Origin of the sequence: Pedococcus sp. 2YAF34 (genome assembly GCF_052114585.1) — a bacterium.
In the GTDB taxonomy this organism is placed as follows: domain Bacteria; phylum Actinomycetota; class Actinomycetes; order Actinomycetales; family Dermatophilaceae; genus Pedococcus.
Genome location: NZ_JBFRFA010000009.1, coordinates 68,562 through 89,250, shown reverse-complemented (window position 1 = coordinate 89,250; position 20,689 = coordinate 68,562). Strand labels below are relative to the sequence as shown.

The window sequence follows — 20,689 nt, the reverse complement described above, 5'->3', positions numbered from 1 at the left end:
GGCCGCCCCGTGGGGGGGGTTCGTGGCCGCCCCGTGCCACCCCGTCAGGGCAGCATCCAGCCCAGCCCCGACGTGGACTGGAGGTAGACCAGCACGCACATGAACGCCAGGAAGCCCAGGCTCCAGCCGACCACGCGCCGGAACAGGTCGCCCTCGCGACCGGAGAGGCCGACGGCGGCCGCGGCGATGGCGAGGTTCTGCGGCGAGATCATCTTTCCCAGGACGCCGCCGGAGGAGTTTGCCGCGGCCATGAGCGCGGGGCTGAGCCCGACGTCCTTGGCCGCCGAGACCTGCAGCGCGCCGAAGAGCGAGTTGGAGGAGGTGTCGGACCCCGTCACCGCGACGCCGAGCCAGCCGAGGATCGGTGACAGCACGGCGAACGCCGCCCCCGCGCCGGCCATCCAGGACCCGAGCGACGCGGTCTGGCCCGAGGCGTTCATGACGTAGGCGAGGCCGAGGACCGCCATGACGGTGAGGATCGCCGAGGCGAGCTGGCGGTAGGTCGCGCCGTACGCGGTGAGCGCCTTGCGCGGCGAGATGCCGATGGCCGGGATGGTCAGCAGGCCCGCGATGAGCATGAGCGTGCCTGCGGCGTTGAGCCAGTTGAGCTTGAACACCGGCAGGGTGGAGTCCTTGCCCGAGGCCGTCTTGAGGCCGTCGAGGCCGGGCCAGTGGAAGGCCTTGCTGGGGGCGTCCAGCAGGTCCTTGACGCCGGGCAGCTGGGCGACGATGAACAGCGCGATGATGATGAGGTACGGCGCGTAGGCGCGGACCACGTCGGCGGTGCTGTCGGTCCGGTTCGCATCCCGGGACGCGAGGTCGCCGGCCGTCGTCGTGGGGACGGGCTCGTCGTGCCGGTGGTCGCGCGTCCGGTGCCCACCGGCTCCGGTGGCGCCGCCGCGGGCAGCAGCGCGGGCCGAGCCACCGCTGCGGGCGCCGACGAGGTCGTCGTCGGTCTCGGTCTCGACGTACGCCGTCGCGGGCTGCCAGACACGCAGCAGCAGCACGACCGCAAGAGCACCGACGAGCGCGGCGACGATGTCGGTGAGCTGGGTGGACAGGAAGTTCGACGTCGCGAACTGCGCCAGCGCGAACGCCACACCGCAGACCAGCGTGGCCGGCAGGGTCGCCCGCACCCCCTTGCCCTTGTCGACGATGTAGACGAGGGCCATGGGCACGAACACGCCGAGCAGCGGGGTCTGCCGGCCGACGATCTGCGCCAGGTGGTGCTCGGACTGGCCGCTGACGGTGGCCAGGGTCGTGATCGGCACCGCGAGGGCACCGAACGCGACGGGGGCGGTGTTGGCGACGAGCGCGACCACGGCGGCCTTCATGGGTCGGAAGCCGAGCGCGATCAGCATGACGCTGGTGATGGCGACGGGCGTGCCGAAGCCGGCCAGCGCCTCGAGCAGCGCACCGAAGCAGAACGCGATGATGACCGCCTGGATCCGCTGGTCGTCGCTGACCTTGGCGAACGAGCGCCGCAGGACGTCGAAGTGCCCCGTCTCGACGGTCATGTTGTAGAGCCAGATCGCGTTGATGACGATCCACAGGATCGGGAAGAAGCCGAAGGCCGCGCCCTCGAGCCCCGACGAGACCGCCTTCCCGACCGGCATGGAGTAGGCAGCCACGGCCACGACGAGGGACACCGCGAGGGAGACCAGGGCGGCCTTCCACGCGGCCAGGCGCAGCACGCCCAGCAGGACGAACAGGGTCAGCAGGGGCAGCATCGCGACGAGTGCGGTGATCGTCAGGGAGCCGGCGACGGCGTCGAGCACGGGTCTGTACATGGTGGTCACCTCGGGGTGGGAGGGCGGTGGGACTACATGGACGGTGCACGTCGGTGGACGTGCGGTTGTCGTGCCAGCAGGGGTGGTGGGCTCAGCCCGTCTCGCGCCTCCTGTCGGCGCCGAAGACGTCGGGCGAGCGGCCGCGGATCGAGGCGTCGAGCACCTCGACCGTGTGCGCCATCGGCAGTGCCGTGCCGGCACGCTCGAGTGCCGAGGCGACCTGCATGAGGCACCCCGGGTTGGCGGTCACCAGCAGGTCGGCCCCGGTCGCGAGGACGTTGCGCGCCTTGCGGTCGCCGAGCTCCCGGGCCGGCTCGGGGTTGAGCAGGTTGTAGACCCCCGCAGAGCCGCAGCACAGGTCCCCCTCGGCGATCTCCCGCACCTCCAGGCCCGGTATGCCGCGCAGCAGCTCACGGGGCTGGGTCCGGACGCCCTGGGCGTGGGAGAGGTGGCAGGCGTCGTGGTAGGCGACGGTCACCGGGAGCGGGTGCCGCGGTGCGACCGTCCCCACCTCCGCGAGCAGCTCGCTGACGTCGCGGACGCGCGCGGCGAAGTCGCGGGCCCGGTCGGCGTACGCCGCGTCGTCGGCGAGCAGCTCGGCATACTCCTTCATCGCCGACCCGCACCCGGCGGCGTTGACGACCACGGTCTCCACCCCGGTCGCCTCGAAGGTGTCGATGAGCTCACGGGCGAAGCGCCGCGCCTCTGCCTCGCGGCCGCTGTGCCCGGAAAGGGCGCCGCAACAGCCCTGACCTGCCGGGGCCACGACGTCGAACCCCTCGGCCGCGAGCACCCGCACGGTGGCCGCGTTGACGCCGGGGAAGAACTCCCGCTGCACGCAGCCGAGGAGCATGCCCACGGTGCCGCGCCTGGTGCCCCGGGCGGCGACCCGCTCCGGCACCGGCTGGGGCCGACCCAGCCGTGGGGCGAGCGCCTCCATGCTGGCCAGCTGGGGTGAGAGCCGCTCGAGCAGCCCGCTGCGGCGCAGCAGCCTCGACAGGCCGGTCCGCTGGTGCAGGCGCAGCGGTCCGCGCAGGACCTTGAGCCGCCGGGGGTAGGGGAACAGCGCGAAGATCGCCGACCTCAGCGCGCGGTCGGCGCGGCTGCGCTCGTGCCGTCGCTCGACCTGCGCGCGGGTGGCGGTGATGAGGTGGTCGTACTGCACCCCGGACGGGCAGGCCGTCACGCATGCCATGCAGCCCAGGCAGGCGTCGAAGTGCTCGACCATCGAGTCGGTCATGGGCTCGCCCTGCAGCCCCTCGTTCATGAGGTAGATCCGCCCTCTCGGCGAGTCCATCTCCTCCCCCCACAGGACGTAGGTGGGGCACGACGGCAGGCAGAAGCCGCAGTGCACGCAGTCGCTGACGAGCTCGGCCGAGGGCGGGTGGTGGTCGTCGAAGGCCGGCTCCCCCGGCTGCACTCCCGTGAGCGAAAGCCGCGCGTCGGTGCCCAGCGTGCCTGCAGGCGAGGACACCGGAGGTTCGGGTGGCGAGGTGGTCACGCTAGATCCCTCCGACGAAACGGCCGGGGGCGAGCAGCCGCCCGGGGTCGAACTGGACCTTGACCGCCTGCATCAGGGACAGGCCGCCGACCGGCCCCCAGGGGTCGACGAGGTCGGTGGTGCCGGGCGGCCCCTCGAGCAGGACCACCGAACCACCGAAGCCGGGTGCGGACGCGCGCAGGGCCGTCGTGAACGCGGCAACCTCGTCGGCGCCACCCCCCACCGCGACCGTGGCCGTGCCCACCGCGACCGACCCCCGCAGGGCGGCGCGGCAGCCCGACACGGACTCCGCGCGCGCGAGGGCATCGAGCAGCTGCGACAGGGCGGCGAGCTCGTGGGTCACCTTGAGCAGGGCGTCCTGGTCACCGGTGCTTCCCCCGCCTGCGACCGGCTCGCGCCCCCACCACGGCGGCGGCTCCTGCTGCCGCTGGGCGCCGTGCCCGAGCAGGGCCGCGACCTCGGCCGCGCGGTCGTCGAGCCCGTCGGGGTGGCCCTCGAGCAGCACCGAGACGACGGCGTCGCCCCCGCCCACCGGCCGGTCGAGCTCCACGGCCGACGGGACGACCTGGCTGTGCACCAGCGACCGCACGACCTCGCGCAGGACCACCTGGCTCATGGGCGCGCCGGTCACCCAGGTGCGCCCAGCCGGCACCGGGTGCAGCCGGAAGGCCACCTGCGTGACGACGCCGAGCGTGCCCCAGGAGCCGGTGAGGAGCTTGCCGAGGTCGTAGCCGGCGACGTTCTTGACCACCTTGCCGCCGCTGTGGGCCACGACGCCGTCGGCCCGGACGATGGTCATGCCGATGACCAGGTCGCGGACCGCGCCGTGGGCCAGCCGCGTCGGCCCGGTGACCGCGGTCGCGACCGCACCGCCGACGGTGCCGGAGCGCGCGGGGTCGACGCCGAGGCGCTGGGACGCCCCGGCGAGGTCGGCCTGGAGGTCGCTGAGCCGCCGTCCCGCGCCGACGACGGCGATGAGGTCACCTGCGGCGTGCTCGACCAGCGTGTCGAGACCGCTCGTGTCGAGCACGACGTCGAGCCGCTCGGGGTCGTGGCCCCACGCGAGCTTGGTGCCGGCACCCCGGACGACCACGGCGAGGTCGTGCTCCGTCGCCGAGTGCAGCACCGCCGAGACCTCCTCGGTGGAGGTGGGGCGCACGACCCAGCGCGGGGCCGTGGCACCCACGAGGTCGGTGTCGGTGGCGTCCTCGACGCGGCCGGCGCACGCCCTGACGAGCGCCTCGCGCGCGGCTGCGGTGACGGTGCCCGCCATCAGAACACCTCCGCCACGCCGGCCTCCGCGAGCGGGTGGACGCCCTGGTGCCGGCCCGGGCGCTCACCGCAGAGCCTCGGTGTGGGGAAGACCTTGCCGGGGTTGGAGATCGATGACGGGTCGAAGGCGCAGCGGACCAGCTGCATGGTGTCGAGGTCGTCGTCGGTGAACATCCGGGGCATGTACTTCGCCTTGTCCGACCCGACACCGTGCTCGCCGGTGATGGACCCCCCGTGCTGGATGCACAGGTCGAGGATCGCTCCCGAGACCTCCTCCGCCCGTTCGGACTCCCCCTCGACGCTGTCGTCGAAGAGCACGAGCGGGTGCAGGTTGCCGTCACCGGCGTGGAAGACGTTGGCGACGCGGACGCCCGACTCGGCCGACAGCCGGGCAATGCTGCTGAGGACCTCCGGCAGCGCTGTCCGGGGGATGACCCCGTCCTGGACGATGTAGTCGGGGCTGATCCGGCCCACGGCCGCGAAGGCCGACTTGCGGCCCTTCCAGAACAGGGCGCGCTCTGCGTCGTCGGCGGCGATCCGGATCTCGAACGCCCCGTGCGCCCGGCAGTGCCCCTCGACCTCCTCGAACACCTGCTGGACGTCGGAGGCCGGGCCGTCGATCTCGACGATGAGCACCGCCCCCGCTCCCTCGGGGTAGCCGCACTGCACCGCCGCCTCGGCCGCCTCGATGGCCAGCGCGTCCATCATCTCGATGGCCGCGGGGATGACCCCGGCCCCGATGACGGCCGACACGGCCGCTCCGGCCTGGTCGGTCCCTGGGAACGCCGCGAGCAGGGTGCGCACGTCGGCCGGGGTGCGGGTCAGGCGCACCGTCGCGGCGGTGACGACGCCGAGCGTGCCCTCGGAGCCGACGAGCGCGCCGAGAAGGTCGTAGCCCGGGGCGTCGGGCGCCTTCCCCCCGATCTGCTCGACCTCCCCCGTCGGTGCCACCAGCTCGAGCCCGGTGACGTGGTTGCTGGTGAAGCCGTACTTGAGGCAGTGCGCCCCGCCGGAGTTCTCCGCGACGTTGCCGCCGATCGAGCAGACCTGCTGGCTCGAGGGGTCCGGCGCGTAGTAGTAGCCGTCGGGCCGGGTGACGTCGCTGAGCTGCAGGTTGATGACGCCGGGCTCGACGACGGCGCGCTGGTTGTCGCGGTCGACCTCGAGGATCCGGCGCATCGTCGACATCACGATGAGCACGCCGTCGGCGTGCGGCAGCGCGCCTCCCGACAGCCCGGTGCCCGAGCCGCGGGCCACGAAGGGGACGCGCTGGGCGGCGCACTCCCGCACCACCGCGGCGACGTCCTCGGTCGAGGCGGCGAGGACGACGACGGCCGGCACGACGCGGTACTGCGCGAGCCCGTCGCACTCGTAGGTGCGCAGGCGCTGGCGGTCGGTGATCACCGCCGCGTCACCCACCAGGGCCCGCAGCCGTGCTGCCAGGACGTCAGTGTCCATCGATCAGAACCGCCTCACCATTCCACATCGCGGAAACAGGCTTCTGCTGATCGGAGTTTATTTCCGGCATTGCGGACAGGTCAACGGTGCCGCTCAACGGCGGCGTGGCGCCTCCTGTCCTCATCGCCGCTGGTCACGTGCTCGCGGACCGACGCAGCACGCCCGAGGTCGGCGCCGGTGCGCTCCACGGCCACCGACGTGACGTGCATCCGCAGCGAGGAGCCCTCGGTGCGCAGGACGACGTCGAGGTCGTCGAGCCAGCGCCGGCGCGCCCAGGCGGTGGCGCGCACCTGCGCCTGCTCGGCCAGCCACGCCCGGGTCTGGGCCATGCCCCGCGGCCGGACCCGGTTGACCGCTCCCGCGGTGGCGGTGGCCCCTGCCGTGTGGGCGCGACCCGAGCCACCACCCAGACCGCCCAGGGCACCACCCCGGGCCCCGCGCAGGTCGGCCAGCCGGCTGCGGGTGCCTGCGGCGAGGCGGTCGCGGGTGGTCAGGGCGGCGGCGCGGCGCTCGGCCCGGGTGGTCGCGGCACGCACGGCTTCCGCGTTGGTCGCGCGGGCACCGGACTTGAGCAGGGGCGCCGCTCCCCCGGCCAGGGCCGCGCCGCCGCGCAGCAGCAGGTCGGTCGCGTCACCGTCGCCGTAGGCGGCGAGCACGGTCCCGTCGGCCGCGAGCCGGACGCCCTCGGCCGCGGACGCCACGGGAGCGAGCACCTTGAGGGGCGGAGCCAGTGAGAGCGTGCCGGCGACCGCCGCCACCGCGCCGCCAGCCCGGCTCACCCCCGTCAACGCGTCGTAGACGGCGCTGTCGGCCAGGCCGTCGTCGAGCAGCGCGTGCAGGGTGGTGGCGCAGCGCCGGTCAGCCACCTCGAAGGCGTCCCAGGCGAGCTGGTGCCGTCGGCGGGCCTCCTCCACCCGTTCGCCGTGGGCCACCATCTCCGCACGGTGCACGACTGCCGCGGCCCGCTCGGTGGGGTCCGGGCTGGCCTCGGCCAGGGCCATCCGGTCCCCCGCGGCCAGGAACGGGCCCCACTCCTCGGCGAGCACCCGCTGCGCCCAGGCCACCTCGGCCTGGGCCACGGCCAGCCCGTCCGCCAGCCCCCGCAGCGCCGACGCCGCGACGCCGTACCGGTTGGCCACCGCGGCCAGCACTGCAGGCACCGCGCCCACCCGCCGGGCGAAGGCGCTGCCTGCCGGGCTCGACCAGCCGACCAGACCCGGGTCGCCGAGGCCGCCCACCGTCCGGCCGAGGGCGGCGACCCCCTCCCCCTGCCGCGCGAGGACGTCCGCCAGCGCGCGCACCTCTACCGGGTCCCCCGGCAGCGGGGCCAGGGCTCGCGGCTGCACAGCCCGCGCGACGTCCGCGCTCACGGGGCGTCACCGCCTGCGCCGGCGAACAGCGACGCCGCGTCCTGCTCGACCTCGACGTAGACGGCCCCCGCCCGGCGCAGCGACGCCCCGAGCTCGTCGAGCCTCCGTCCGAGGAGCAGCCGCTGGTGCTCGAAGTCCCCGAGCACCCCGGCGAGCGCGCCCCGCGACCGGCCGTGGCCCAGCGCCCAGGCCCGGGACGCGGCGCTGTCGGCGCACCACGCGAGGTCTGCGGCCACGTGGCCCATCGACTCCCCCAGCGCGACCAGCTCGTCACCCGCCACCTCGATCCTCATGCCCGGAAGGCTAGGCGGGCGCCCGGACACCGCCCACCGGTTGTCCACAGGCCCCCCAAGGCCACCACTGGCCCACCCCTGGCCCACCCCTGGGCCACCCCTGGGCCGCTGCGAGGCCGCTCCGGGGCCGCTCCGGGGCCGCTGCGGACATGGTCCCGGCGTGGCGGGTGTCAGCGGGCCGTGTTTGCATGGGCCTCATGACGATTCAGGGTGAGTACGTCCCCAGCACCGCCCAGTGGGTCCGCGACCAGGTCGAGCAGATCGAGGCGAAGGGCACGACCCGCGCGGTCAGCATCCAGGACCGGCCGGTCGTGATGCTCACGATGCTCGGCATCTCCGGCAAGGTCCGCAAGGTGCCCCTCATGCGGGTCGAGCACGACGGCGTCTACGCCGCAGTCGCGAGCAAGGGCGGAGCGCCCGAGCACCCCGCGTGGTACGCCAATGTGCGCAGGAACCCGGTCCTCGACCTGCAGGACGACGACCGCACCTGGACCGTGCGGGCCCGCGAGATCGAGGGCGAGGAGCGCGAGGTCTGGTGGGAACGCTGCGTCGCCGCCTTCCCGCCCTACGCGGAGTACCAGACCAAGACGGACCGCCTGATCCCGGTCTTCCTGCTCGAGCCGGTCGAGGCCTAGGCCCGGTCGGGGCCGCTGCGGGCTGTCCGGCGCAGCCAGAGGAGCCCGAGCACCGGGAGGACGAGCGGCACGTAGCCGTAGCCCGACCCGAAGTGCGACCACACCGTCTTGTCCGGGAAGGCGTCCTTGGCCACGTAGGACGACAGGCCGACCACGAGCACCCCGGCCAGTTCCACCGAGATCGCGACAAGGGCCACCCTGCGCGACGTCCGGTCGCCCCGGGCCAGCGCGACGGTGGCCACGACGTAGATGACGGCGGCCACGGCCGACAGGCCGTAGGCGAGCGGCGCCCGCGAGAAGTACTCGGTGATCTGCAGGACCGAGCGCCCCGTCGCGGCGAGGGCGAGCAGGCCGTAGACGGCGACGAGGACGACGCCGGGCCCGGAGCGGGTCGAGCGTGGCGCGCCGTGGTCGGTAGCGGGGGTCACCTCAGCCACCGAGGTTCCAGATCTGCTGCAGCCGCGCGGTCATCACGGCGACGGCGAAGGCTGCCACCGCGACCACGCCCATGGACCAGCGCGTCTTCTCCTTGAGGGAGAGGAACACCGCCACCGGCGGCAGGAACGGCAACGTCAAGGCGTACGCCGCGAAGGTCGCCGTCTCGGCGTCGTCACCCGGCACCGAGCCGAGGTGGACGAGCGCCACGACGGCCTGGACCAGCACCCCCAGCTCGAGCACCGCCCCGACGAGCAGCAGGCGGTCGTCGACGAGCCGCGACCGCGCGGCGTACCAGCCGGACAGCGCCAGCAGGAGCAGGGCCACCACGAACACGAGCACGGTCAGGGGTAGGAGCACAGCGGGAAGCGTACGCGAGCAGCACCGTCGCCCTGCGGGCCGGGAGCCGACCTAGCCGGTGGTCACGGGGGTGGGCAGCGGAGACTCCGCGAGCGACCCGCTCGTGGGTGACGGAGCCGGGGTCGACGTGCCTCCTCCCTTGGGCGGGGAGGTCTTCGGCGACGCCGTCTTCGAGGGCGAGCCCTTGACCGGCGCCGTCTTCGAGGGGGCGGACTTGGTCGGCTTGGGGGCGCTGCCCTTGGAGGTCGGCGAGTTGGGGTTGGGCGTCTTGGTCGTCGTGGTCGAGGTGGTCGACGGGTCGGGGGTACCCGTCGTCGTGCCCTCGGTCGTCGTGGTCGTGGCCGGCGTGGGCGCGGTGGTGGTCGTGGGCGACCCGGTGCCGGACGGGGTGCCGGAGGACTGCGTCGTCTTGGGCCCCTCGGCGGTGGGGACGATGGTCGCGGGCACGGTGACGGGCGCCCCCGGTGCGGTCGCCAGGACCGTCACGCAGTAGCCGTCGACCCGGTCGGCGCCACCGGCCGCGGCCGCGAGGTTGCGGAAGGCGACCGAGGACTGGCGGGGCGTGCCCTTGCTCTTGTCGGCCGCCCAGGCGCGGCACAGCCCGAGGGCGGGGCTGGCGGGAGCCGTCGGCCCGACGGTGGAGCCGCGCCCGGTGCGCGAGGCGCTGGCGCTGCCGGTGCGTGGGGCCGGGACACCGTGGCGGGTCGGCGCAGGCGCCCCGATGGTGTCGTGCATGACCTTCTGGACGGGGTCCGGGAGGGCGCCGACGTAGGCCGCGGCACCGATGCCACCGAGCGACATGGCCGATGCCGACAGCACGGCTATGCCGAGCAGCGCGGTCCGCGAGCGGCCGGCGGCGTTGGCGATGCCGTGGCTGCGCCCGGCGGTGCGGGAGGAGCTCGTGAGCACACCGCCCAGGGCGACCACCCTCGTGCGGGGAACCGACCACGCCGGCGGCCGGGGGATGCTGCGGAAGGCTGCCGTGGCGACCCGCTCGTCGGCGAGCTCGGCCGCCGTCGCCGGGGCGGCGAGAGACCAGGACAGGAGCTCGGCGCCGGCGCCGACCCGCTCGAGGGCGCGGGCCTCGGATCGCCGCACGGTCGCCACGTCTGCTCCGACCACGTCGGACACCGACTGCACGGGCAGACCACCTCCGAGCCGCAGCATGAGGATCTCGCCCTGGCCGAGGGGCAGGGCGCGCAGTGCGGCGATGGTGTCGCCGAGCCCGCGGTGCACCGGGTCGCCGGCGATGTCGTCCTCGACGAGGTCCTCGGCCTCGATCGCGTCGCCACCGGGCAGGGTGGCACCGGGCAGGGTGGCACCGGACGGGTTGCCACCGGGCAGCGGGACACCGGGGAGCGCCGTGACCGATCCCCACCCGTGGCGCGGGCTGCTCTCCTCCGCCCGCATCCGGGTGCAGGCGAGGATCCAGACACGCCAGGCGAGCTCGTCGCCAGTGAACCCCGGCAGCCCACGGACCACCGTGATCCAGCCCTCGCAGGCTGCGTCGTAGGGGTCGTCGACGCCGATGACCCGCAGGTAGCGCACCATCAGGGGGTTGGCATCGCCCCAGAGCCGGGCGAAGGCAGCCTCGTCCCCGGCCTGGGCGTCACGCAGCGTGCGTGTGAATGCGGTCCCCAGCACCAGTCCAGTATCCGTCCTGTGTGCGGCCTGTGGCCTCGTCCGTTCGGGCTGTTCCCAGTGAGTACTGCTGTGGAGCCGGTCAGGCGGTCCGGCGCTCGAACGTCACCAGCACGCCCTCGGTCCCGCCGGGTCCGACGCGCCCCTTGACCTCCACGGCCGTGACCGCCTTGAGCTGCCAGCCCTTGCCGGCCCACTCGTTGAGCACCTTCTCCAGCTTGTCGGCCGACATCTTGCCGCCGATGAGGCCTTCACGGACCTGGACCACCTTGTACTCGTACATGGCGGCAGCCTAGATCGACCCGAGGGCTGCGGGCAGGGTCCGCGACGCGGCCACGCCGGGGCGCATCCCGGTCAGGCGGCCTCGAGGGGGTGCGGCATCGGTGCCACGCCGTCGGGCGAGGCGAGGTGGAACCCGAGCAGCCGGACCCCGTGGCGGCTGCAGGCCTCGACCGTCGCCCGGTGCCAGCGCCGGTCGTGGTCGGTGGGCAGCAGGCCGCGACGCCGGCCCCGGCCGACCAGCAGGGCACCGTCCCTCTCGCCGACGAACGGCAGGACGAGGTCGAGCAGGCGCAGCAGCTCGTCCTCCCCTGCGCCCTCGGGGAGGTCGGTGACGACGATGGGCTGGATGCCGCGGTCGCCGTCGTCGCACACCATGAGACCCACTGCGCCTGCGCGGCGCTCGTCGATGCCGACCATGAGGTCGACGACGTCGGCCTGCACAGCCGCGTCGGTGAGCGGGGTGGTCCTGATGTCGTCCGGGAGGTCCTGGTAGGTCATGACCGGCATGCTGCCCCGAACCGCACTGGACGCCGTCGGGTTATCCCCAGCCGCATCGTCCCTTTCCCGGTGGGGCATCGGACGAACGGTGGGTAGAGGCGCCAATGCGGCCCGGCGGCCGGCAGCGCTCAATACCGTCCCGTGCCGTGGACACCGACCGACTGACCTCACCCGAGCCGAGCGTCCCCGCTGTCGGCACCCGGTCGCACTCGCGCGCGGTCGCACGGCAGGCGGACCTGCTGGTCAACCGCCTGCTCGCCATCAAGGCGCTGGGGACCCTGGCAGCCGAGCTGCAGGGGCTCGACGGCCCCGTGCCGCCGGTCGGCGGGCAGGCCTAGGCGCCCTCGACCGCCATCTCCCCCAGCTCGGACCAGCTGGTGCCCTCGACGGTCGTGTTGACGATCTTCGGGGTCGCGCTGAGGTAGCGGGGCAGCTCGCGCGTCGCCGTGGCGAAGTGGTCCGACTGCACGTGCGCCGCACCCGCCGCGTCGTCCCGGAACGCCTCCACGAGGACGTACTCGTGCGGGTCGTCGACGCTGCGTGACCAGTCGAACCACAGGCAGCCCCCCTCCGCCCTGCAGGCCTGCGTGAACTCACGGCTCAGCTCGGGCCACGCGTCGGCGTGCTCGGGCTTCACGGGGAACTTGGCGGTGATGAAGATCAAGGGTCTGCTCCTCGGCGGGGGCGGTGGGACTGCGGTCGTCACCACCCTGCCACGGCGGCGCCGGTGAGGGCCTCGTGGGCGCGGTCGGGGCCGGGTGAGGCCTGCAGGGACGACGCCACGGCTCGCACGCGCTCGGCCGTGGCGGCATCGCCCAGGAGGGCGGCCAACGCCTCGCGCAGGTTCGCGGTGGATGCCGTGTTGGGGTCGAGAACCGTTGCGAGCCCTGCACTTTCGAGCGAGGCGGCTCCCGCGAACTGGTCGGTCGAGAAGGGCAGCACGAGCATCGGCACCCCGGCCGTGAGGGACTCGGTGACGCTGTTGTTGCCGCCGTGGGTCACCGCGAGTGCTGCCGACCGCAGGAGGGTGACCTGAGGCAGCGACTCCCTCACCAACCACGAGCCGGGCAGCGCGCCGAACGCCGCACGCGGGGTCGACCCGTGGGCCAGGGCGACCCGCACGTCGAGGCCCCACAGCGCCTCCACGAGCCGCGCGAGCACGTCACCGCGCACGGACAGGAAGCTGCCGAGGCTGACGTAGACCAGCGGCGCGCCACTCCCTGCGACCCAGGCGTCGACGCCCGCGTCCGGGGCCTCGACCCGCACCGCGGAGCCGAGGAAGCGGTGCGACGGCAGCAGGGCGGTGCGCTGCGGGTCGTGCAGCGCCTCGGGGTAGTTGAGCAGGAGCACGTCACCGGTCACCGCGAACGCGTCCGCGACCTCGGTGACGCCCGGTGAGAGGACCCGGGCCGCGGCGTTCCACTCGTCGGTGAACGCGTCGCGAACCTCCTCGCACACCGTACGGAGCCCTGCCAGGGCGTCGGGGTTCGGCACCAGGGCGCGGGGGAAGGTCGGTGGGCACCCGTAGACCTCGTCGCCGACCGGCAGTGCCGTGGGGTGGCCGAGGACCACGTCGGCGTGGGGCACACCGACGCTCGCCAGGGCGAGTCTGGCGGAGAAGGCGAGGTGGTCGACCACGACGGCGTCCGGGCGGACCCGGTCGACCACGTCGAGCACCTCCCGCCCGACCTGCACGGGTTCCCAGAGCAGGTCGTCGCGACGGGCGCGCGCCTGGAAGAGCAGCGTCTCCACGGCTCCTCGTCGGGTGGCGTCGAAGAACCCGCGCAGCGCATCGTCCTCCCCGGTCGGCTGTTCCTCGGCGCGGATCACCCCGGGGTTGGAGCCACGGCCCAGCTGCAGGTGCTCCCGCTCGAACCCGAAGCCGCGCACGATGTCGTCGGTGGCCGGTCCGGTGGCGACCACGACGCGCTCGCCAGCGGCCTGCCACGCCGTGGCGAGGGTGGCGAGCGGGTAGAGGTGGGAGGCGTAGTCGGGGCTGATGACCAGCAGCGTCACGACGCGGCCCCGTTCGCCAGGCTGCTCGCCGACTCCGTCGCCACCGCGCAGCCGCGGTGGTCATCGCCCTCGCAGACGGTGTGGGCCGCCCCGGTCCGGCTGGAGGCTCCTGCGTAGACGCACGCGAGGGCGTCGGCCATGGTGTCGATGCTGAAGCGGTCGCGCAGGCTCGCCAGGGCACGCCGTTGCGCCATCAGGGTCTGCGGTGAACGCGCCAGGGCCAGCGCCTCGACCACCGCAGAGGCCAGCGCCTGCGCGGACGAGGTGTCGGTGAGGATGCCGGTGACACCGGGCTCCACGTACGTGGCCGGTCCCCCGCCGTCGGGCGCGACGACGACCAGGGAGGCGGCCATGGCCTCCAGGATGGCCAGCCCGAACTCCTCCTTGAGGCTGGCGGACACGTAGACCCCGCCGGGCGCGCTGAGACCGGGCCGCCCGCGCAGGGTGGCGGCCAGCCACGTGGCGACCGTGTCGTGGGGCCGGTGCCCGGAGAGCAGGAGGCCGTGGGTGGCGGCCCGGTCACGCGGTACGGCGTCGAAGACCTGGCCGAGCTCGGCGGCCTCCTCCGGCGAGGGCGCCACCAGGTCGCCACCGACGACCAGGAGGTTGCAGGCGTCGTGGAGCTCGGGGGTGGTCGACCAGGCCCGCACCAGGGTCGCCATCCCCTTGACCCGGTTGAGCCGCCCGACCGAGATCGCGAGCGGCAGCCCGCGCCGCTCCTCGGGAAGCGTGGCGAGCAGGGCGTCGAGCTCGTCGAGCTCGGCAGGCGCCCGGCGCGAGGAGCCTGCGGCAGTCGCCGCCTGACGGAGGGCGGCGCCGGCGCGGTCCACGGCCCGGAAGTCGATGCCCTCGGCCACGACCGTCGAGCGCGCACGCTCGCGGCTCCGGTCCAGGTCGACGCCCAGCAGCTCACGGGTGTCGCGGGCGAGGTCCGGCCGGGGGAACAGCACGAGCTGCTCAGCACGCTCGGCGAGGTCGCGCACGAGCCGGTCGCGGTAGGCGAGGTGCTCAACCGCGTCGGCCTCCGCGAACGTCGCGCGGGTCAGCGTGCCCGCCGCCTCCCGGCGTGCGAGCACCACGTGCGGGTCGGGGGCGAGCGTGAAGACCACGGGCACACCGAGCTCCGCTGCCGCCTCGGCGGCGGCCAGCGAGCCGACATCCGCCATCCGCAGGTGGATCGCGTCGACCCGGCCGGCGGCCTGCAGGATCCGGCGCACCCCGCGGCGTACGGCGACGCGGTGCACCCACGCGTCGGCCATCCCCACCGGCGGCCCCCACAGGGGCACCGGGGCGTAGTGGTGACCCGGTGCGGCGAGGTCGGTGGGCACGGGCGCGCTGTCGGGGCCGCCCCGGGAGATGGTGATGACGCGGTCGACGCCGCGGTCGTCCTCGAGCAGGGCATCCCCCAGCTGGACGAGCAGGGTCGCGATGCCGCCGGTGTCCCCCTTGCCCGCACTGGTCAGCCGGCCGTCGATGTCGGCGTGGAGGAAGAGCTGGGCCACGGTCCGCCCCGCCCCGGGGCCGCCCCCGGAGCCCGTCACGTGTCGGCGCGGGGCCAGGCGTGGCGCGATGAACCGGTCCCCCAGCGCCGCGGCAGCAGCCAGGGCAGCCGGAGCCGGGAGCTGCGCAGGCTGCACCATGCCGACCAGCACCGCGGTCGCCGCATGGCCGGGGACCAGTCCGATCGTCTCGACGAGCCGGGTCGTCGCCGCGAGGTCGGCGCGTGAGGAGCCCACCCGCGCACGCTCCACCGTGCCGACGAGCACCTCGAGCACCCGATCCGGCACCGAGGGGGCCCAGCGCTCGAGGGTCCGCTGGGCGAGCATGCCGGTGAAGCCCCCGGCGGCCACCAGCTCCACCAGGGGCTCGATCGCCCTGTCGAGGGGCGGCGCGTCCGCGAGGGCCCAGGCCGTGTGCTCGGTGGTGGAGGCAGTGCCGCTGTGGAGCAACGGCACCAACGTCTCCGCGTCAGGCTGGGGCAGGGCCGCGAGGGCGTGGATGGCGCCGAGCGCGACGACGCCGTCACCCGCCTCGTGCACGGCTGCGCGCAGCACCTCGAGGCTTGTCGCCTCGACGTCACGGGCCGCGGCGAGGGTCAGGACCTCCACCGCCCTCAGCCCGCGCAGGATCGACGGCGCGGAGCGCACGTCCTCGAGGGCGGCACGCACCGCTGCTGCAGGGTCGGACACTGCGGGGCTCGACCCTGCTGCACCTGCCACGGCTGCACCCGACACGGCTGCGTTCGACACGGCTGCCGGCGTCGTCACGGCGACGTGCTCCCTCTTCACTCCTCGAGGCTAGGTCGGGCCCCGGCTCGCCGCACTCCAGGCGAACCCCCAGGGGGTGAAGAGGAGGTGAACGTCGCAATGGTCTCGCTCATGGCGTTCTCGGCGGTACTTGACCGGAGGCATACCCGCGCCCCCGCGTGGCCAGCGCGACACGCCGTGGACAGATCGTCCGAACGGATGGTTCTCGCGGACGAGGGAGACATCGGGTCACAGCAGGTGACACCCTTCACTGGCGTCACACCTGCCCCTTTCGCCCTCCCCCCGGACTTCACTGATGCGACTGATCTCTGCTGCCCTCGCCGTTGCCCTCACGCCCGTCTTCGTGGCCCTGCCGACGGTGTCCTTCGCCTCGACGGACGCGCCGCACCCGGTCCGCCCGTCGGTCGTCAGCACGCCCATCTCAGGGATCGACGCACCCGCCGCCGCGCGGGAGACCGCTCCCGGCCACCGCGGGCTCGCCCTCTCGGGCCACTCCCGCGCCGGCACCCGCGTCACCTCCGTGCTCACCGGCGAGCAGGCCCGCAAGCGCTTCACCGTCGCCGGCATCTCGTGGGCCGGCACCACCGACCTGACCGCCGACGACGTCACCGTCGAGGTGCGGCTCAAGGAGGACCAGGGCTGGACCGGCTGGGAGGCGCTGCCCCTCCCCGACGACGGACCGCAGCCCGGCACCCCCGAGGCGGTCGGTGCCCGGCTGGGTACGACGCCCATCGTCAGCGAGGGCGCGACCGGGATCCAGGTGCGGGTGGACACCCCCGACGGGCGCACCCTCCCCGACCTCAAGGTCACCACCATCGACCCCGGCACGTCCTCGGCGGACGACAACCTCACCCCCGCCCAGCCGGCGGGCAGCGCGTCGGCGGCCGCGATCCAGCCGACGATCATCACGCGGGCGCAGTGGGGCGCCGACGAGAGCCTGCGCGGCAGCAAGACGCTGAGCAGCACGGTCAAGGCCATCGTCATCCACCACACCGCCGGCACCAACGACTACACGCCGGAGACCGCGGCGGCCCAGGTGCGCGGCATCTACGCCTACGACACCCAAGGGCTCGGCTGGGCCGACATCGCGTACAACTTCCTGGTCGACAAGTGGGGACGTGTCTACGAGGGACGCGCGGGCTCGATCACCGAACCGGTCCGCGGGGCCCACGCCATGGGTTTCAACACCGACACCATGGGCATCTCCGCGATCGGCAACTACGAGACGGCGACCGCGCCCTCGGTCATGGTCGACTCCATCGCCAAGGTCGCGGGGTGGAAGCTCTCGCAGTACGGCGTGAGCCCCACCGCGACGACGCGCCTCACCTCCCAGGGCGGCACCGGCGCCAGGTACGCCGCCGGAGTCACCGTGACGCTGCCGACCATCAACGCGCACCAGAACACGTCCTACACGTTGTGCCCCGGCAAGTACCTCTACCCGCAGATGGACACCATCCGCACCAAGGCAGCCAACTACGCGCAGTACTCCAACACCGCAGGCGCGGTGCCCGTGGCGACCTCTCAGCTGTATGCCACCTACGGCTCGCTCACGTTGAAGACCGGTTCGACGGGCACTGCCGTGCGGGACCTGCAGACCGAGCTCAACCGTCGCGGCTACCCGGTCGGCACGGCCGACGGCGACTTCGGGCCCATGACGGCCAGCGGGGTGAGCGCCTTCCAGAAGGCGGCACAGCTCGTGGTCACCGGCACGGTGGCCTCCAACGACTGGAAGGCCCTGTCCGGCCTCGCGTACACGAAGCTCGCTCCCCCGGCGCCGACGGTCGTGACGCCCATCGCCGGCTTCAACGCCGACGGTCGCGGGGACGTGCTCGGCCGCACCGGCGCGGGTGACCTGTACTACTACCCGGCCGGCACCAGCACGATCGGGACGCCCGTGAGGATCAGCAGCGGCTGGGGGTCGTTCCGCCAGGTGGTCTCCCCCGGCGACTGGAACGGCGACCGGTTCTCCGACGTCATCGCCACGACCTCCGCTGGCGCCGTCTACCTCTACCAGGGCAACGGCAAGGGCGGCCTGCTCGCCGGGCGCACCCTCCTGTCGACCACGTGGGCGTCCTACGCCGACGTCCTGACACCCGGCGACTTCACCGGTGACAAGAAGCCAGACCTGTTGGCGCGCAAGGCGAACGGCGAGCTCTGGCTCGTCGCCGGCAACGGCAAAGGGGGCTTCACCGGCACCTGGCGCAAGCTGGGGACCGGCTGGCAGACCTACACCCAGGTCGTCACGCCCGGTGACGTCACCGGCGACGGCAAGGCCGACCTGCTCGGGCGCACCCCCGCCGGCGGCCTCTACCTCCACGCCGGCACCGGGTCGACCACGGGCCGCGCGTATGGCTGGCAGAGCCGGATCTCTTACGGCTGGAAGGGCTACAACACCGTCTTCTCCACCGGCGACCTCACCGGCGACGGCCGCGCGGACCTCATCGCGCGCACCGCCGCCAACGCCAACACGGTCTTCCCCGGCACGGGCAAGGGCACGTTCACCACGGGCAAGGCACTCAAGGCGCCGTGGGGCTCGACGACGATGATCGTCGGGGTGCGCTGACCTGCCCGACAGCGCATCCGGCGGGTGATCGGGAACGGCGATCAGCAATGTCTCCGGTGCCGCTGACAGCGGCTCCACCCCGGCCTAGCGTGAGGCCTGCCGGCGCCGAGGGACGTGCTGGTGGAGGCGCCTCGAGGACGAGGGGTTCGCTCCCTGATTCACCAGGGGCGGGAGCGACGCGCGGGAGGCGCCCCCAGCTCGTCCCTCGCGCCGGCTGCCTGTGCCACCGGCCTGCCTGTGCCACCGGCCTGCCTCGCCTCCAGCGACCTCACCTTCTCCCCCGGCAAACGCCCACAGGTCGGTTCACACGCCCCTGACCTGCGCAAACGGGTTGACGCGCCTCGGCTCTGGGGTGACCATGGGCCTTCGGGCAGCAGGTCAGGGCAGGGCAGGGCGCATGGAGCTTCGGCACCTCGAGGTGTTTCTCGCGGTCGTGGACCACCACGGCTTCCGGCGCGCCTCGGCCCACCTCTACCTCAGCCAGTCGGCGGTCTCCGCCCGCATCCACGAGCTCGAGCAGGAGCTCGGCGCGAGGGTGTTCGAGCGCAACCGCAAGGGCGCTGCCCTCACCGCGGTCGGTGCGGCCCTCGTCCAGCCTGCGCGACGAACCCTCGACAACGCCCGGGCGGTACGGCGCGGGGTCGAGCTCCTGGCCTACACCGGCCGCCTCACGCTCGGGGTGATGCCGGGTGGTGCAGCGGAGCTCACCCGCCCACTGCTGCTCGAGCTGGCCCGCCGCTTCCCGCGCGTCACCTTCACCTACCGGCCCGTGCCGATGACGGCCTGGCACGACGGCATCCTCGGTGAGGTCGACCTGCTGGTCACCCGCGAGCCCTTCCCGGGTTCGGAGGTCGTGGCGACCGAGCTGCTGCGGGAGGGCGTGGGCGTCGCGGTGCCGGCTTCGTTCTCCGAGGCCGACGCGCACAGCCTCTCCCTCGACGACGTCATGGGTTGCCCGATGGTGCGCACCTCTGACGCGGTCCCGCGCGCGATCACCAGCCACTGGGGGCTCGAGCACCTCGCCAACGGTTTCAAGGCGCAGCGGCGCGGACCCGCCGCCGACGGCCCGCTGGAGACCTCCGACCGCGTCGAGGCCGGGTATGGCGTCGCCGTGGGTCCGGTGTCCGTCGCGCGGATGTACGGCAGCGGCGCCTTCAGGTTCGTCCCCGTGACGGGGGTGCCGGACTCGGCCGTGGCGCTGGTGTCCCGAGGCGACGACGAGCGCGAGCTCGTCGTCGCCGTGCACCGCGAGACGGCCGACATCGTGCGTCGCATCGCTCCCCTGGTGCTGGGCGGCCGCTCGCCGGGCGTCGACGACGTGGTGGACGCCGTCCTGCGACCGACGGCTGACCCAGCCCCTGACCCGTCGGCTGACCCAGCTGCTGGCCCGGCCGCTCCGCCGGGGGCCTCAGCCGCCGGTGACGGGCTTGAGGGGTGAGCCGCTGGCCAGGATCGCCGACGTGAGCGCCTTGGCCGCCTCCGCCGGCGCCGCCTTGGTGGTGAGCAGGACCAGGTCGAGGTGGGGCAGCTTGGGCAGCCCGTGGCTGGGCGGCAGCTCCACGAGGTCGGCGGGAGTGAGCGTCCTTGCCATGACTGCGATCCCGAGCCCTGCGCGCACCGCGGCCAGGACGCCGTTGACCCCGCGGACCGTGCAGGTGATGCGGCTGCGACGCCCGGCCTTCTCCAGGGCCTGGACGCTGACGGCACGGCTCAGGCTGGGCGCCTGGTAGACGACGAGCGGCACCGGCAGCTCCGGGTCGAGCCTCGTGCCGTCGGTGCCGACCCAGACGAGGTGGTCGCGCCGCACGAGCTGCCCGCGGGTCGGCGTCGGCATCCCGGCGCTGCGCTTGACGAACGCGACGTCGAGGTGGCCCGACTCGATGCGCCGGATGAGGCTGTCGTTCTGGAGGACCGCGAGCTCGAGGTCGATGCGGGGGTAGAGCTGGCGGAAGTCGCGCAGGATCCTCGGCAGCGGGGTGAGGGCGAGGTCGTCGGTGACGCCGAACCGCAGTCGCCCCTTGAGCCGCGACCCGGTGAAGTAGCCAACGGCCCGCTCCTGCGCCGCCAGGATCTCGCGCGCGAACCCGGCCATGACCTCACCGTCGGAGGTGAGCGTGACGCTGCGGGTGTCGCGCAGGAACAACGGCCGGCCCACCGACTCCTCGAGCCGCTTGATGTGCTGGCTGACCGTCGGTTGGCGGATGCCCAGCGACTCCGCCGCCCGGGTGAAGCTCAGGGTCTGCGTCACGGCCACGAACGTGCGCAGCTGTTCGGGCTCGTACACGCTGGTCGCCCCTCGCCTCGGTCA

The 20,689-nt window shown here is 73.8% G+C and carries 19 protein-coding genes; 4 read left to right on the top strand and 15 right to left on the bottom strand.

The window, feature by feature from the left end:
* Positions 1 to 44 precede the first annotated feature (44 nt).
* The 6 genes from AB4Z02_RS07295 to AB4Z02_RS07270 form a co-directional block, all read right to left on the bottom strand.
* Complete coding sequence (locus AB4Z02_RS07295) at positions 45 to 1,790, bottom strand: L-lactate permease (protein ID WP_441970188.1); 1,746 nt, start codon at positions 1,788 to 1,790, stop codon at positions 45 to 47.
* Between the two features lie 91 nt (positions 1,791 to 1,881).
* Positions 1,882 to 3,291, bottom strand: coding sequence for a (Fe-S)-binding protein (locus tag AB4Z02_RS07290; RefSeq protein ID WP_441970187.1), 1,410 nt, complete (start codon positions 3,289 to 3,291; stop codon positions 1,882 to 1,884).
* 1 nt (position 3,292) lies between these two features.
* Positions 3,293 to 4,564 carry an FAD-binding oxidoreductase gene (locus AB4Z02_RS07285; protein ID WP_441970186.1) on the bottom strand — a complete coding sequence of 424 codons (1,272 nt, stop codon included), beginning with the start codon at positions 4,562 to 4,564 and terminating at the stop codon, positions 3,293 to 3,295.
* Complete coding sequence (locus AB4Z02_RS07280) at positions 4,564 to 6,021, bottom strand: FAD-linked oxidase C-terminal domain-containing protein (RefSeq protein WP_441970185.1); 1,458 nt, start codon at positions 6,019 to 6,021, stop codon at positions 4,564 to 4,566. Before AB4Z02_RS07280 ends, AB4Z02_RS07285 begins: the two co-directional genes overlap by 1 nt.
* An 80-nt stretch (positions 6,022 to 6,101) precedes the next feature.
* The gene (locus AB4Z02_RS07275) at positions 6,102 to 7,391 is read right to left on the bottom strand and encodes a hypothetical protein (RefSeq protein ID WP_441970184.1); all 1,290 of its coding nucleotides are present in this window, start codon (positions 7,389 to 7,391) and stop codon (positions 6,102 to 6,104) included.
* Positions 7,388 to 7,684, bottom strand: a complete 297-nt coding sequence (locus tag AB4Z02_RS07270; RefSeq protein ID WP_056883778.1) for a hypothetical protein — start codon at positions 7,682 to 7,684, stop codon at positions 7,388 to 7,390. The genes AB4Z02_RS07275 and AB4Z02_RS07270 overlap by 4 nt, the downstream gene beginning before the upstream one ends.
* 197 nt (positions 7,685 to 7,881) lie before the next feature.
* Between AB4Z02_RS07270 and AB4Z02_RS07265 the strand changes: the two genes are divergently transcribed.
* Positions 7,882 to 8,319, top strand: coding sequence for a nitroreductase family deazaflavin-dependent oxidoreductase (locus tag AB4Z02_RS07265; RefSeq protein ID WP_441970183.1), 438 nt, complete (start codon positions 7,882 to 7,884; stop codon positions 8,317 to 8,319).
* On the opposite strand, the gene AB4Z02_RS07260 is transcribed toward AB4Z02_RS07265, so the two are convergent.
* From AB4Z02_RS07260 to AB4Z02_RS07240, 5 genes are all read right to left on the bottom strand, one after another.
* Entirely contained in the window at positions 8,316 to 8,756 is a 441-nt protein-coding gene (locus AB4Z02_RS07260; protein WP_441970182.1) for a hypothetical protein, read from the bottom strand. The genes AB4Z02_RS07265 and AB4Z02_RS07260 overlap by 4 nt on opposite strands.
* On the bottom strand, positions 8,749 to 9,114 hold the full coding sequence (locus AB4Z02_RS07255) for a hypothetical protein (protein WP_441970181.1): 366 nt from the start codon (positions 9,112 to 9,114) through the stop codon (positions 8,749 to 8,751). Before AB4Z02_RS07255 ends, AB4Z02_RS07260 begins: the two co-directional genes overlap by 8 nt.
* A gap of 51 nt (positions 9,115 to 9,165) precedes the next feature.
* The gene (locus AB4Z02_RS07250) at positions 9,166 to 10,758 is read right to left on the bottom strand and encodes a hypothetical protein (protein WP_441970180.1); all 1,593 of its coding nucleotides are present in this window, start codon (positions 10,756 to 10,758) and stop codon (positions 9,166 to 9,168) included.
* A gap of 79 nt (positions 10,759 to 10,837) precedes the next feature.
* Positions 10,838 to 11,038 (bottom strand): DUF4177 domain-containing protein, encoded by a 201-nt coding sequence (locus AB4Z02_RS07245; protein ID WP_056883775.1) that lies wholly within the window; start codon positions 11,036 to 11,038, stop codon positions 10,838 to 10,840.
* Between the two features lie 71 nt (positions 11,039 to 11,109).
* On the bottom strand, positions 11,110 to 11,535 hold the full coding sequence (locus AB4Z02_RS07240; protein WP_441970179.1) for a hypothetical protein: 426 nt from the start codon (positions 11,533 to 11,535) through the stop codon (positions 11,110 to 11,112).
* Between the two features lie 146 nt (positions 11,536 to 11,681).
* Here AB4Z02_RS07240 and AB4Z02_RS07235 point away from each other — a divergent pair, with 146 nt between their 5' ends.
* Positions 11,682 to 11,873, top strand: a complete 192-nt coding sequence (locus tag AB4Z02_RS07235) for a hypothetical protein (protein WP_441970178.1) — start codon at positions 11,682 to 11,684, stop codon at positions 11,871 to 11,873.
* Here AB4Z02_RS07235 and AB4Z02_RS07230 read toward each other — a convergent pair.
* Genes AB4Z02_RS07230 through AB4Z02_RS07220 form a run of 3 tightly spaced genes read right to left on the bottom strand, consistent with a single transcriptional unit; the run spans position 11,870 to position 15,839 of the window.
* Complete coding sequence (locus AB4Z02_RS07230; RefSeq protein ID WP_441970177.1) at positions 11,870 to 12,199, bottom strand: putative quinol monooxygenase; 330 nt, start codon at positions 12,197 to 12,199, stop codon at positions 11,870 to 11,872. The genes AB4Z02_RS07235 and AB4Z02_RS07230 overlap by 4 nt on opposite strands.
* A 38-nt stretch (positions 12,200 to 12,237) precedes the next feature.
* Positions 12,238 to 13,551, bottom strand: a complete 1,314-nt coding sequence (locus AB4Z02_RS07225) for a glycosyltransferase (protein WP_441970176.1) — start codon at positions 13,549 to 13,551, stop codon at positions 12,238 to 12,240.
* Positions 13,548 to 15,839, bottom strand: coding sequence for a glycosyltransferase (locus AB4Z02_RS07220; RefSeq protein ID WP_441970175.1), 2,292 nt, complete (start codon positions 15,837 to 15,839; stop codon positions 13,548 to 13,550). Before AB4Z02_RS07220 ends, AB4Z02_RS07225 begins: the two co-directional genes overlap by 4 nt.
* A 274-nt stretch (positions 15,840 to 16,113) precedes the next feature.
* Here AB4Z02_RS07220 and AB4Z02_RS07215 point away from each other — a divergent pair, with 274 nt between their 5' ends.
* Both AB4Z02_RS07215 and AB4Z02_RS07210 read left to right on the top strand, forming a co-directional pair.
* Positions 16,114 to 18,381 (top strand): FG-GAP-like repeat-containing protein, encoded by a 2,268-nt coding sequence (locus tag AB4Z02_RS07215; RefSeq protein ID WP_441970174.1) that lies wholly within the window; start codon positions 16,114 to 16,116, stop codon positions 18,379 to 18,381.
* Positions 18,382 to 18,778: 397 nt separating this feature from the next.
* The gene (locus tag AB4Z02_RS07210; protein WP_441970173.1) at positions 18,779 to 19,819 is read left to right on the top strand and encodes a LysR family transcriptional regulator; all 1,041 of its coding nucleotides are present in this window, start codon (positions 18,779 to 18,781) and stop codon (positions 19,817 to 19,819) included.
* Here the strand turns inward: AB4Z02_RS07210 and AB4Z02_RS07205 are convergent.
* On the bottom strand, positions 19,790 to 20,665 hold the full coding sequence (locus AB4Z02_RS07205; RefSeq protein ID WP_441970172.1) for a LysR family transcriptional regulator: 876 nt from the start codon (positions 20,663 to 20,665) through the stop codon (positions 19,790 to 19,792). The genes AB4Z02_RS07210 and AB4Z02_RS07205 overlap by 30 nt on opposite strands.
* Between the last annotated feature and the right edge of the window lie 24 nt (positions 20,666 to 20,689).